This window comes from Phyllobacterium sp. GQ127, assembly GCF_059758635.1.
Genome location: NZ_JCAXDZ010000001.1, coordinates 295,507 through 308,103 on the forward strand (window position 1 = coordinate 295,507; position 12,597 = coordinate 308,103).

At 50.3% G+C, this 12,597-nt stretch carries 15 protein-coding genes; 7 read left to right on the forward strand and 8 right to left on the reverse strand.

Annotated elements, in window-relative coordinates:
* Window positions 1–7: 7 nt before the first annotated feature.
* The gene (locus tag AC6CHM_RS01615) at window positions 8–1,099 is read right to left on the reverse strand and encodes an acyltransferase family protein (RefSeq protein ID WP_498171760.1); all 1,092 of its coding nucleotides are present in this window, start codon (window positions 1,097–1,099) and stop codon (window positions 8–10) included.
* A 157-nt stretch (window positions 1,100–1,256) separates the two neighbouring features.
* Between AC6CHM_RS01615 and AC6CHM_RS01620 the strand changes: the two genes are divergently transcribed.
* Both AC6CHM_RS01620 and AC6CHM_RS01625 read left to right on the forward strand, forming a co-directional pair.
* Entirely contained in the window at window positions 1,257–2,132 is an 876-nt protein-coding gene (locus tag AC6CHM_RS01620) for a class I SAM-dependent methyltransferase (protein WP_498171762.1), read from the forward strand.
* 115 nt (window positions 2,133–2,247) lie between these two features.
* Window positions 2,248–3,093, forward strand: coding sequence for an NAD-dependent epimerase/dehydratase family protein (locus AC6CHM_RS01625; RefSeq protein ID WP_498171764.1), 846 nt, complete (start codon window positions 2,248–2,250; stop codon window positions 3,091–3,093).
* 2 nt (window positions 3,094–3,095) lie between these two features.
* Here AC6CHM_RS01625 and AC6CHM_RS01630 read toward each other — a convergent pair whose 3' ends face one another.
* The 7 genes from AC6CHM_RS01630 to AC6CHM_RS01660 all read right to left on the reverse strand — a co-directional run bounded on the left by AC6CHM_RS01630 (window position 3,096) and on the right by AC6CHM_RS01660 (window position 7,257).
* Complete coding sequence (locus AC6CHM_RS01630; protein WP_498171765.1) at window positions 3,096–3,371, reverse strand: DUF982 domain-containing protein; 276 nt, start codon at window positions 3,369–3,371, stop codon at window positions 3,096–3,098.
* A gap of 251 nt (window positions 3,372–3,622) precedes the next feature.
* The gene (locus AC6CHM_RS01635) at window positions 3,623–3,799 is read right to left on the reverse strand and encodes a hypothetical protein (RefSeq protein ID WP_498171767.1); all 177 of its coding nucleotides are present in this window, start codon (window positions 3,797–3,799) and stop codon (window positions 3,623–3,625) included.
* Window positions 3,792–4,034, reverse strand: a complete 243-nt coding sequence (locus AC6CHM_RS01640; protein WP_498171769.1) for a hypothetical protein — start codon at window positions 4,032–4,034, stop codon at window positions 3,792–3,794. Before AC6CHM_RS01640 ends, AC6CHM_RS01635 begins: the two co-directional genes overlap by 8 nt.
* Entirely contained in the window at window positions 4,031–4,384 is a 354-nt protein-coding gene (locus tag AC6CHM_RS01645) for a hypothetical protein (protein ID WP_498171770.1), read from the reverse strand. The genes AC6CHM_RS01640 and AC6CHM_RS01645 overlap by 4 nt, the downstream gene beginning before the upstream one ends.
* A gap of 11 nt (window positions 4,385–4,395) precedes the next feature.
* Window positions 4,396–5,070, reverse strand: a complete 675-nt coding sequence (locus tag AC6CHM_RS01650; protein WP_498171772.1) for an SOS response-associated peptidase — start codon at window positions 5,068–5,070, stop codon at window positions 4,396–4,398.
* On the reverse strand, window positions 5,063–5,539 hold the full coding sequence (locus AC6CHM_RS01655) for a hypothetical protein (protein WP_498171773.1): 477 nt from the start codon (window positions 5,537–5,539) through the stop codon (window positions 5,063–5,065). The genes AC6CHM_RS01650 and AC6CHM_RS01655 overlap by 8 nt, the downstream gene beginning before the upstream one ends.
* An 809-nt stretch (window positions 5,540–6,348) precedes the next feature.
* Complete coding sequence (locus AC6CHM_RS01660; RefSeq protein WP_307284302.1) at window positions 6,349–7,257, reverse strand: LysR family transcriptional regulator; 909 nt, start codon at window positions 7,255–7,257, stop codon at window positions 6,349–6,351.
* A 134-nt stretch (window positions 7,258–7,391) separates the two neighbouring features.
* On the opposite strand from AC6CHM_RS01660, the gene AC6CHM_RS01665 reads away from it, so the two are divergent.
* The 5 genes from AC6CHM_RS01665 to glpX all read left to right on the forward strand — a co-directional run bounded on the left by AC6CHM_RS01665 (window position 7,392) and on the right by glpX (window position 12,553).
* Window positions 7,392–8,165: an SDR family oxidoreductase gene (locus tag AC6CHM_RS01665; RefSeq protein WP_307284305.1), complete on the forward strand. Its 774-nt coding sequence runs from the start codon at window positions 7,392–7,394 to the stop codon at window positions 8,163–8,165.
* A 255-nt stretch (window positions 8,166–8,420) separates the two neighbouring features.
* Window positions 8,421–8,603 (forward strand): Flp family type IVb pilin, encoded by a 183-nt coding sequence (locus tag AC6CHM_RS01670; protein WP_307284307.1) that lies wholly within the window; start codon window positions 8,421–8,423, stop codon window positions 8,601–8,603.
* Between the two features lie 184 nt (window positions 8,604–8,787).
* Window positions 8,788–10,005 carry an LL-diaminopimelate aminotransferase gene (locus AC6CHM_RS01675; protein WP_337353855.1) on the forward strand — a complete coding sequence of 406 codons (1,218 nt, stop codon included), beginning with the start codon at window positions 8,788–8,790 and terminating at the stop codon, window positions 10,003–10,005.
* A 72-nt stretch (window positions 10,006–10,077) separates the two neighbouring features.
* Window positions 10,078–11,394 (forward strand): homoserine dehydrogenase, encoded by a 1,317-nt coding sequence (locus tag AC6CHM_RS01680; protein WP_498171775.1) that lies wholly within the window; start codon window positions 10,078–10,080, stop codon window positions 11,392–11,394.
* Window positions 11,395–11,563: 169 nt separating this feature from the next.
* Window positions 11,564–12,553: a class II fructose-bisphosphatase gene (gene glpX, locus AC6CHM_RS01685; protein WP_115051677.1), complete on the forward strand. Its 990-nt coding sequence runs from the start codon at window positions 11,564–11,566 to the stop codon at window positions 12,551–12,553.
* Window positions 12,554–12,597: the final 44 nt, after the last annotated feature.

Sequence of the window (12,597 nt, forward strand, 5' to 3'; positions counted from 1 at the left end):
CCGGTTTCTACGCAATCGGACGAGATATGACATCCCGCTTTTGGTTGGCGAGTGAAGTAGCGATTTGAGCAGCAGGCAATCGGCGCTTTGGCTTTAGCTTTAAAAACTGGCTTTCCACAAGATGCCAAGACCCAATAGCGCAAATTAAAGACAGTACGAACGAAATAACTATCAGCCACAGTGCGGATATCTTTCCCTCCGTAAACCAATAGAGTGCCTGTTGAATAGGAAATGCATAAAGATAGATGCCGTAAGAGAAGTCGCCCGGTCTTCCCCAGTTATTTAGAATTGGTGTCGATAACATTCCCAATGAGAGAACGAAGTAGCTAAGGACGATCCAGTTCATGGACAGCGTCAGGTATGGAGAGACCGTTTTCGGAATAAGATAATAAGCGATGAGCAATGCGACGGCTGCGAAGATGTTCAACGGAATTCTGAACAAGCGGATAATTGCACCGATCATAAAATAGACCATGACGGCTGCTGCTTGAAACACGTCCGTTGCATAAAGTACAATCTGCGGACCTTTATAACTTGGGAAGTAAAAGTTGACTCCGACGAGAATGAGTAAAAGCGCAACAAATATATACGGACGCAATCGCGCGTTGGCGAATCCCACTGCAGCGACAATCATGTAGCAAAGGAATTCTGGCGCTAGGCTCCAAAGTGAGCCATTGACTGCGTTGGCGATTGGATTGTGTTCGAACACCCCTGGCAAAAAATAGGTAGAATAGAGCCAGATATTTCGGAAGAAGTGGAAAAAGTTGGGGTTACTAAAATAATCGCCCACTGAAAGCGATGAAACTAGGGGACCTAATACACAGGCCGTCAGGATCGTCACTACAACCAGAGCTGGGAATATGCGCAGACACCGGTTAGCAAAGAATACCCAGAGCGACGGATTTCGCTCCCAACTATCTGTTATCAAATAACCGCTTATTGCGAAAAAAGTCATCACTCCGATAACAGCGATCGATCCGCCGAAAACTTGAGTTTGCGACAAAGTAACAATTGCTTGACCGTGTCCGAATACCACAATGGATGCCGCAATAAATCTGACAAAGTTTAGATTGTTCTCTCTATTGTGGATCGCTTCCATAAATTCCCGGGTGCCTCGTTTTTGAGACCCCATATCATCGAGCGGTCATCTCAACAATAGAAATTAATAAAGGTTCTCGTAATTCTGCCGATATAAAAATGATTTCAAGTTTATCGTAAAAGCAACTATGCAACATTCTAATTTAGGAATTTTCACTATGGTAGACTCAGAAGAAATCATCAGGCTCAAGGCTGACAATGCCTATTTCCGAGAGCGATTGAGCCACGGGTTCGCCATCGAGATGGATTATCCGTATAAACCTCGCGTGAGGAAATGGGATGAGCTTCCGGCGGGAAACCCTGTTCGGTCCTTAATCAGTGCCCATGACGAAGCTTACAGCAAAATATTAGTCGAGTTTCTCGGCTTTCGAGACCAACTTCTTCTAATTTCAGCAGAAGAACCAGCCGACGTTCGCCAGCCCTATTGGTCTAACGATTGGTTGCCGCCGCTCGATGGGATAAGCCTGTATGGGTTGGTCACCAAACTAAACCCGCGACTCTACGTCGAAGTTGGCTCTGGTAATTCAACCAAGTTTGTCAGGCGTGCGATTGAAGACAATGGCTTAAGAACCAAAATCATTTCGATTGATCCTTTTCCCCGTGCGGAAATCGATGGCATCTGCGATCAAGTGATCCGCTCAGGATTACAGGACATCGACCTCACCGTTTTCTATGATCTTGGGCCGGAAGACGTTGTATTCATCGATAACTCTCATCGTAGTTTTCAGAATTCTGATGTTACGGTATTTTTCACTGAAATATTGCCAGCGCTGAAATCAGGTTGCCATTATGGAATTCACGATATTTTCCTTCCCTTGGATTACCCCGAAATTTGGCTAGGGCGATTTTATAACGAGCAATATTTGCTCATGATGTATTTACTAGGCGGGGCGGGAGGGGATGAAATTGTTTTACCTATGGCGCACATCACGCAGCAGCAACATTTGCGGGCGATATTAGAACCGATTACCAAGAATCCACCATTGAGTGCTTTAAGGGCTGGCGGCGGGGCGTTTTGGATGCGGAGGCGCTGATCAGAATCATTGCCAGGTTATGTCTAATTGAGCGTTAGATTTATTGACACTTGTACTTGAAAGTGTGAAACCGACGCTATCTTTCTGAGCTGCTCTCAAATTTAGGATTATATCTGTGAAATACCTTGTTACTGGTGGCACCGGATACGTTGGTCAACACGTCGTCAAGGCGTTGGTTGATAGAGGAAACGAGGTTGTTGTTGCAAGTCGCAGTGCTGTTTCCGTACCATCAGGAGCGACATTTCTTGAATTAGACATCCTGGATTCTAACGAGGCAATCTACGAACTCTCAGGGCGCCCCGATGTTTTAATCCACCTTGCGTGGGAAGATGGGTTTAACCATTCGAGCTACAAACATCTGGAAAACCTCCCGAAGCACATCACGTTCCTAAGGAATATGCTTTCAGCGGGACTGAAACATGTCGTGGGTGTAGGTACGATGCATGAGATCGGATATCATGTTGGTCCAGTGTTCGAGACAACACCCACATTTCCACAACATGCATATGGCATCGCAAAAAATCATTTGCGTCTGGTTCAGTCCCTTCTCTGTCGCGAATATCACGCCATCGATCACTGGATACGTTGTTACTATATTTATGGCGATGACATTTTGAACAATTCAATATTCTCGAAACTGCTAAAGGCCGAAGCTGAAGGAAGAACCGAGTTTCCGCTCAACACTGGCGAACTGCTTTATGACTTTACTCCGGTAGATGAGCTTGGGCGAATGATAGCCGATGTTGCGCAACAGCGTGAAATTTCGGGTATCATCAACTGCTGTTCGGGCGATCCTGTCTCTCTAAAGACGATGGTTTTGAGATTTATTGCCAACAATAAACTTAAAATACAACCTGTTTGGGGAGCGTTTCCGTTGAGGCCGTATGACTCTCGTGCGATATGGGGAGATACATCCAAGCTCAACTCCCTGAATGATAAAGGCACTCTCATTCTGCGGTGAAACTAAGTTTTCCGCATCTTTCCTTTGTGCCATTTTTCCAGTTTGCCGGTTGATGGCGGCCGGCCAACTGCCTCGACGTAAATGTCAGCTTCTTTGGCGGCCTCGATGAAAGCCATACGCGCAACGCCGGGTGACAGCTTACCGTCATAACTTTCCAACAGCGCATGCTTGGCGATATCGAGCCTTTCAGTATCCGTGCCCGGCCATTCATTCATAATGAACTCTGCTGCCTGCACTATGGAGGTTATCACCTTCATCTTGCCGAGCTGGCGGGTCATAACTGTTACTTCTTTGAACTGTAAATCTTCCATGAGTCAGTGAACGACTTTTGCAGCGAATCAGTTCCGCTAAACCTTGCCTTTGTGCTTATGCTCGCCGCAGTACCAAACAATTCCATATCGCCCTGAGAACCCAAAGCTGCCCCATTGCTTGCAGTCTTTATGATCGCACCAATGTTCGAACAACCCGGCAGGTGCGGATTCCATATGTGCAGGGTATTCTGACTTAGGCGAGGGCGGTGTTTCAGACATCAGAACTTTTTCGATAAGATGGGGTCATATTCCAAGGCAAGTATGACCATGACCAACAGGATTATTCCGACGCAAATTACCCCAAGTTGATAGTAGCCGTTCGGCCAAACCGCCTTGGACTCTTGAGATTTATCAGCCCACACCGCCTCAATCTCTTCGTCTTGCTTTTCAGACATCAGGTTTCTTCATTAATTTCGACATATGTATTCTCACGGACTCGGCCACGGTTGCGTCAAGCGCGAGCGCAGTATTGTCAGCTACGGCAATCATAGCGGTTAAAACCTCGGCCTTCGTCCAGCCCAAGGTGTTCGCATCTCCCAAAATCTTCAACAGCGCATCCTCGATAGCCATCTGACAGTCGATTTCTCTTTCCGGATACCGGCCTACCAGCTTTGGAGCGATGATAATCATGTGCCATCGCCCTCAAATGCTGTCTCGTTGTAAGCGGGATCGTTCGCAGCCGCATTGGTATAGAGAACGTGCAGCTCACCCTCGGTTTCATCCGGCACGCCCTTGAAAATGAAAATCTCGCCCAGTTCAGGATGATTGGCACGGACAGCGTCAAATGGAAATTCGTGGGGATCGGCGGATTCGGCAATGGTGATATTCTCTACAATTTCCTCGCCGTGCGAGGCGACATCGAATGAACCCGGCAGTTCTTCGACATCGGTCATGTCCGCCTCGACTTCTCCCATATAATCTTCATCGAAATAGCTCTCGATGCTGTAGTTTTTCCCGCGAAATCTGACTTTCCAAGGCATGACCATCCCTCCTAAAGCAAAAGCGGCTCTTCTTCGATCTTCTTTGGCGGTGCGAGAACAACCAAATCATTGTCGGGCAGCGGCCGTTGCAACTGTAGCGCTTCCTCGGCCGGAGCGTTCATCCAGATATCGAGCTCTTCGCGAGTTCTGAGAATGACGGGCATTGCCTTGGGATGAATCGGCTTCACAACCTCATTGGGTTCAGTGGTCAGGAATGCGAAGATATCAGCCTGGACAGGGCCTTCTTTCTTCTTTCGCATGCTGTACCAAGACGTCCAAATGCCAGCAAACCAGAACAATGGCTGCTCTTCATTGAGGGCAAACCAGTACAGCGGTAACTTCTTCGTCTCCGGATCGCGCACCTGACCATATTCGGAAAAGCTCGTTGCCGGGACAATGCATCGGCTTTCAGGCCCCAACCAGCGGCGCCAATGGGGAGACTTCACGTTGCGGATATTGGTCACGCCATAATCAACTTCGCCCTTGATAAAGGCCGGAGGCGTTGGCATTCCCCAACGCAGCATTGAAACTTCAAGCTCGCCGTTTTCATCCTTACGCGCGACCGGCGCGGGATAGTCCGGATAAATGTCGATATTGAAATCTGTGATGTTTGTCCGGTTTCCGATCCCGTTGAAGAGGTTACGGACCGCATCGAAGCCAGTCGATATCTTGTAGAGGTTACACATAGTCTTCCTCGGTCAAAGCGTGCAGCGGCGACTTGTCATCAATCCACCGATTGTAATTCCGGTCAACTCTGCCTGCTCTAATATCCTCGATCCGCTGCCAGAACTCTTCCGGCCGGTTTGCCTTCATCCAGCGAAGCCTATCCGAAGATTCGCTTGGCCGCATCTCTTCCGGCTCGAGTCCTTTCCCGCCGCCGTCTTCAATTGGTGTTGCAAGATAGAGTTTAATCCGTTGCCGCAACTGCTCTGATGCAGCTTGGCTAGTCTGTTCGGCTCCGGAACTTGCTCTCATAAACTCCGGGCTTCCGCACCAAAAGCTCCAGTTCCATACCAAGGTCATTCCGGCTTGGTACTGGCCGTAGACACGTCCGACACTCACGCCTAATAAGTAGGCGCAGAAATCGTCTGGCTTCACTTCGCCACCGATGCAAGTCGGCTTCCATCGTATTTTCATAGTGTCCTGCGGCATCATTGATCTTGACGGTTTGGGATTATGTTCTCATTCTGTTCTCATGACAACCACCATTAGAAGATTAGGTCAGGCGGCACGGCACGGCATGTTTTTGCTCGTGTGCTGCCGCGCTTGCGAAAAGGAGACGACCTTCTTCGCCCGAGACGTTGCTTTGATTTGCAATCCAGAGACACCGCTGGAGCAATTGCCGTTTCGGTGTTCGAGGTGTGATGCAAGGGCGACCGATGTAATGGCCTATGAAGTGTGCCGGGACCGATCAAACAAAAAGGTGCTGGTCTGGCGACCAGTTGAAATGTGATGGGTGTATTTCGAATACGAGGACCACGGCGCATCCTCGGCAGATGTCAACAGCTGTCAGCCCAATGCAATCGCTGTGGCCACATTGCTGATATCGATCCTCAATCAGTCAGCGCCGATCTTACCAACGCCACAGATATTTACGAATTAAGGGCAAGACTAAAATGCTCCCCATGTGGCTCGAAAGACGTGGAACTAATGATCTCGGATCGTACAAATAAATGACCGATTTAGGTTTCAACTTTTTCGTGTTTTGCTACGTGTTATTGCAGCGGGATATTTGAAACATTCCTTGAAATAACAAAGCAATCTATCGGCCTGTCACGCCGGAGGTCGCGGGTTCGAGCCCCGTCACTCGCGCCACTTTTCCCTTAGACAAATCAAATATTGTTTGACTACTGGAAAAGTGGCGGGCCCCGCCGCATTCGATACTTCCCGGACTTCTAAAACACCAATTTGAAAAATGGCTGATCGCGTGGCCGGCGTCGAATCCCGCTCGTGCTCAATATATTTTAGCTGGGCCGCAAACAGTCTTGCTTTAGAAGCTCCTCGAGCCAATCCGCAAAAACCTTTAATCGCCGCGAGAGGTGTTGGCGATGGGGATAGAGCAAGGTCATGGGCATGGGAGCTGCTCGATATTCGGGTAAAACTTCGACAAGATCACCAGCATTAATATGGGCACGGACATCATAGGCTGGTATCTGAATGAGTCCGAGGCTTGCTAAACAACAGGCTATGTAGGCCTCAGCGCTGTTTACGGTGACGCGGCTGGGCATTTGCAAAGCAAATTGCTCGCCATTTTCAGTCCATTCCCACTCCGTCGTACGCCCGGAGGACGGAGATGCGTAATTTACGGCCCAGTGAGAATGTAGTTCGGCTGGAGAATCAGGAATGCCAAACCGCTTCAGGTATTCCGGGGTTGCAACATTTATCAGCGGCAATGCGCCGATGGTCCGGCCTATCAAGCTTGAGTCTGAAAGCGGTCCAACGCGGAGCACACAATCGATATTATCTTCTACAAGATTAACCGCGCGATCCGTAACACCGAGATCAATGTGGATTTGTGGATATCGATCAAGAAAATCCGGAAGTGCAGGCGCGATAATCAATCGCCCAATCCGACCTGGCACATCGATTCTGAGCTTTCCCGACGGCTGAGCTGCTGTTTGCTTGAAAAGGTTTTCGGCGTCTTCTACGTCGGAAATGAGCCTTTGACAGCGATCATAGAAAACAGTGCCGTCCTGAGTAGGGGATACCTTGCGCGTGGTCCTATGGAGGAGGCGGGCGCCGACTCGTCCCTCAAGTTCTGCGATCGCCGCTGAAACCGAAGATCGCGGAACGCCAAGCGTGTCTGCCGCGCGTGTGAAGCTTGAGCATTCTACGACCCGAGAAAAGATACGGAAGAGGTCAATACGATCCAAATTGCTGTCGCCCCATTGTGCGGAAATTCTGACAGGTGATGTCCAATTCTCCAGCTTTATCCAGAAAACCTAGCCTATATTCTGGTTACCTGAAAGCGCCCGCATGATGTGAGCGCACCAAAAGGAGCCGACACATGCCTGATCACGGGATCAAAGGAAAAACTATCATCATCGCAGGTGGCGCAAAGAACCTCGGTGGGTTGATCGCTCGCGATCTGGCTGCCCATGGAGCCAAATCAATCGCTGTGCACTATAACAGCTTGGCGACGAAGACAGATGCGGAGGCAACCTTGGCTGCAATCAAGGCTGCGGGTTCGACAGGGGTGGCGTTTCAAGCCGACTTGACGACTGCAGGCGCCATGGAAAAGCTTTTCGATGATGTGGTCAATGCGATAGGGCGTCCAGATATTGCTATTAACACCGTGGGCAAGGTGTTGAAGAAACCTATCGCAGAGATTTCAGAATCTGAATATGACGAGATGAGCGCAGTTAATGCCAAGACCGCTTTTTTCTTCCTCAAGGAAGCAGGCAAAAATCTCAACGATAACGGAAAGATTTGTACGCTTGTCACTTCGCTGCTGGGAGCGTTTACGCCATTTTACGCAGCCTATGCGGGGACTAAGGCGCCCGTGGAGCATTTCACGCGGGCAGCCTCAAAGGAATTTGGTGAGCGAGGCATTTCGGTGACGGCGATTGGTCCAGGCCCAATGGACACGCCGTTTTTCTATCCCGCTGAAGGTGAAGATGCTGTCGCTTATCACAAAACGGCTGCTGCGCTCTCAAAGTTCTCCAAAACAGGACTCACCGACATTGAGGATATCGTGCCCTATATCCGCTTCATGGTGTCGGAGGGCTGGTGGATGACCGGACAGACTATTCTCGTAAATGGCGGCTATACGACGAAATAAAGCCCGCTTGGTTTCTGCGTATGCAGGCCGACCTGATTATTCCTCCGGAATCCGATGGATGCCGGAGGATTTGCCAAGCGCAACCATTTCAGCAGCGAATTTTAATTAGATTTAATCATGCGCAGTAAAGGCCGATTAAGCAATAAAATCAGATAGTTTTTGGTAACCATCTCCATTAATGCGTGCTCAATTCCTGTCACCCTATGTTCACGACGGTTCAACGAAACCAATTATATTTTAAAACAGGACAGGCACATGACAACTCTCATCACACGTTTCCTCAAGGACGAATCCGGCGCGACTGCAATTGAATACGGTCTTATTGCAGCTCTAATCTCCGTCGCCATCATCAGTGCGGCAACGACATTGGGTGGCAATATTTCTGCTACGTTCGGCAAAGTTTCCGAAAAGTTGGTTCCGGGCGCACCAGCTGAATAAAAATTAAAGATGAGGCGCGAGATTATCTGATATCCGGGGCTCAAAAAACCAGACCGCTGTCCAGTGGTCTGGTTTTTCGTTTGGTGTTATCAATACCCTCTCATCACAATGATCTCTCGACCGTGGTTCCGTTTAGGTGTATAGCGCACGCCCATTGCAGCTATTTTTAACCGGACCCAAAAATATGGAAGAATTTCATAAAGTTCGCCGCCTCCCGCCTTATGTTTTCGAGCAGGTTAATCGCCTGAAGGCCAGTGCGCGAGCCGCGGGTGCGGACATTGTTGATCTTGGTATGGGCAATCCCGATCTTCCAACTCCTCAGAGTGTTGTAGATAAATTGTGCGAGGCTGTTCAGGATCCGCGCACGCATCGATATTCGTCATCAAAGGGTATTCCAGGTTTGCGCCGCGCACAGGCGGCCTATTATGAGCGCCGTTTCGGAGTAAAGCTTAATCCGGACACGCAGATCGTAGCGACCCTCGGCTCGAAGGAAGGTTTCGCAAATATGGCGCAAGCCATTACTGCGCCCGGTGATGTCGTTCTTTGCCCAGATCCCACTTATCCAATCCATGCATTCGGTTTCATCATGTCCGGCGGTGTTATTCGCTCGATTCCTGCAATGCCGGACGATCATTTCATCCCGGCTCTGGAACGCGGTATCCGCCATTCCATTCCAAAGCCGCTGGCATTGATCCTGAACTATCCGTCCAATCCTACGGCTCACGTTGCTTCGCTTGATTTCTACAAGGACGTGGTAGCTTTTGCCCGGAAGAACGAAATCATCATTCTTTCGGATTTGGCATATTCGGAAATTTACTTTGACGATGCGCCACCGCCATCCGTATTGCAGATTCCAGGCGCTATTGATGTCGCCGTTGAATTTACTTCGATGTCGAAGACATTTTCCATGCCCGGTTGGCGTATGGGATTCGCGGTTGGTAATGAGCGGCTGATTTCAGCGCTGACGCGGGTCAAATCATATCTCGATTATGGTGCTTTCACCCCTATTCAGGTCGCAGCAGCCGCTGCGCTGAACGGTGATGGCTCAGATATTGCTGAGGTTCGCGCCATCTACAAACATCGCCGCGATGTTCTGGTGGAAAGTTTCAGCCGCGCTGGTTGGCCCATACCAGCTCCTGCAGCGACAATGTTTGCTTGGGCACCAATACCGGAGAAGTTCCGCAGCCTTGGTTCGTTGGAGTTTTCCAAACTTCTGATTGAGCATGCGGATGTAGCCGTCGCGCCTGGTATCGGCTTTGGCGAACACGGGGATGATTACATCCGCATCGCCCTGGTGGAGAACGAGCATCGTATTCGTCAGGCCGCCCGTAATCTGAAGCGTTTCCTCAGCACAGCTGACGAAAAACTACATAATGTTATTCCGCTGAATGCGCGCCGTTAAGTTGGCGTAGACCGAAGCGGAATCAGCGGCGCTGTCTGGCGCCGCTTTAATGAAAATCCAAGGAAGTGAACGATGAGTGAAGCACTGCGCGTAGGAATCGCCGGATTGGGTACCGTTGGTGCCTCGGTTCTGAAAATTTTGCGGGACAAGGGTGAAATGCTCACCCGTCAGTGCGGGAAGCAGATTATCGTCACGGCAGTATCAGCGCGTGATGCCAAGCGTGATCGTGGTGTGGATTTCTCAGCGGCGACCTGGTTCGATGATCCGGTTGAGCTGGCCAAATCGAATGAGATTGATGTTTTTATCGAGTTGATCGGCGGCGACGAGGGGCCGGCTCGGGCAGCTGTTGAAGCAGCCCTTAAATCGGGACGGCACGTCGTCACTGCAAACAAAGCGCTATTAGCAAAGCATGGTGTCTATCTCGCCAAGATCGCTGAAGAAAAAGGCGTGCTGTTAAACTTTGAAGCTGCCGTAGCAGGCGGTATCCCAGTCATTAAAGCGCTTCGCGAATCATTGACGGGCAATACGGTTTCGCGCGTTTACGGCATCATGAACGGCACCTGCAACTATATCCTTACAAGGATGTGGGACGAGGGTATCTCTTTTGAGAACTGTCTCGCCGATGCACAGCGCCTTGGCTATGCAGAAGCTGATCCGACATTCGACATCGAAGGAAATGACACAGCGCACAAGCTCGCAATCCTGACGAGCCTCGCGTTTGGAACGCAGATTGCAGCAGATGACATTTATCTGGAAGGTATCAGCAATATATCATTGGCAGATATCAAGGCTGCCGACGAACTTGGTTATCGCATCAAGTTGCTTGGCGTTGCGTTGAAGACTGAAAGCGGCATTGAACAGCGTGTGCATCCAACGATGGTGCCGGTTGAATCGGTTATCGCACAGGTCCACGGCGTTACTAACGCCGTCGCTATCGAAACGGATCTCCTGGGTGAGCTGTTGCTATCCGGCCCTGGGGCTGGTGGAGCGGCAACGGCATCTGCGGTTATCGGCGATTTAGCTGATATCGCGAAAAGCCGACCTGGTTTTCAGCATGGCCCTGTTTTTGGCACACCTGCGAAAGCGCTAGCACCCTATAAGCGTGCTAAAATGCGTGCCCATGAGGGGGGGTATTTTATCCGCCTGACTGTCCATGACCGGGCAGGTGTGTTCGCTGCGATCGCAAAACGCATGGCAGATAATGATATTTCGCTTGAATCGATTGTGCAGCGGCAAAGTGCCAATAGCCAGGCAGAGGCGACCAAGACAGTCATTCTGGTAACGCACGAAACGACGGAAGCCGCGGTTAAAAAAGCTCTCGAAGGAATCGTCAAGGATGGTCACGCAACCGATAAACCCCAGATGATTCGTATTGAAAGAGCGGGTTAAAAACCGGCATAGTGCGTTTAATCGATTAGCTTTTTCGGCAAGTGGCTTTTCTTCGGCTCAAGCCCTTGCCGCGTGGTTGCGACTTTGACAAAAGATTTGCATAGCGATGCTACTAAAGCCGCATTGCTGATCTTGAAATGCGGCCATATCCACAAAAGCAGGAAAAACTATGCCGAAAACTTCCGACCAGACTGATGTAGGCCTCGATCGTATTTTGACCCTTGAGCTGGTTCGTGTAACCGAGCGTGCAGCCGTTGCCGCCGCTCGCCTGCGCGGGCGCGGTGATGAAATGGCAGCCGATCAGGCTGCTGTAGATGCAATGCGTCAGGAATTGAATCGCCTGCCCATCGCGGGAACTGTTGTTATCGGCGAAGGCGAGCGCGATGAAGCACCAATGCTGTACATTGGTGAGGAAGTTGGAACACGCAGTGGGCCTGAGGTTGATATTGCGCTCGATCCACTGGAAGGCACGACTATCTGCGCCAAGAACTTGCCAAATTCCCTGGCAGTTATCGCGATCGCCGAAAAAGGCAACCTGCTCTATGCACCGGATGTGTACATGGAGAAGATTGCCGTTGGACCGGGTTATCCAGCCGGAATCATCAATCTCGATGCGCCTGCCATTGAGAATATTATGGCAGTTGCCAAAGCGAAGGGCGTGCCCGTCAGTGAGATAACAGCCTGCATTATGGACCGTCCTCGCCATGCACGTTTGATTGAGGAAGTCCGCGCCACGGGCGCTTCCATCCGTTTGATCGGCGATGGTGATGTCGCCGGCGTTATCCATACAACTGACCCCGACGAAACTGGCATTGATATTTATATTGGCATTGGTGGCGCGCCTGAAGGCGTTCTGGCTGCTGCGGCGCTTCGCTGCATTGGCGGGCAGATGCAAGGGCGGCTCCAACTCAACAGCGATGACAAAATCGCCCGGGCAGCCAAAATGGGCATCAGCGACCCCAAGAAAATCTATACGATGGAAGAAATGGCCAAAGGTGACGTGCTTTTTGCCGCAACCGGCGTGACCGATGGCAATATGCTTTCCGGCGTCAAGTTCGCCCGCGACTATATTCAGACCCACACAGTGGTGATGCGCTCACATTCTCAGACAGTTCGCGAAATCAAAGCGAAGCATCAGGATATGAGCAAGTTCCAATAATAGAATGAACTTTCGGGGCATTGCATTCCGGGCCGCCGAGTGAT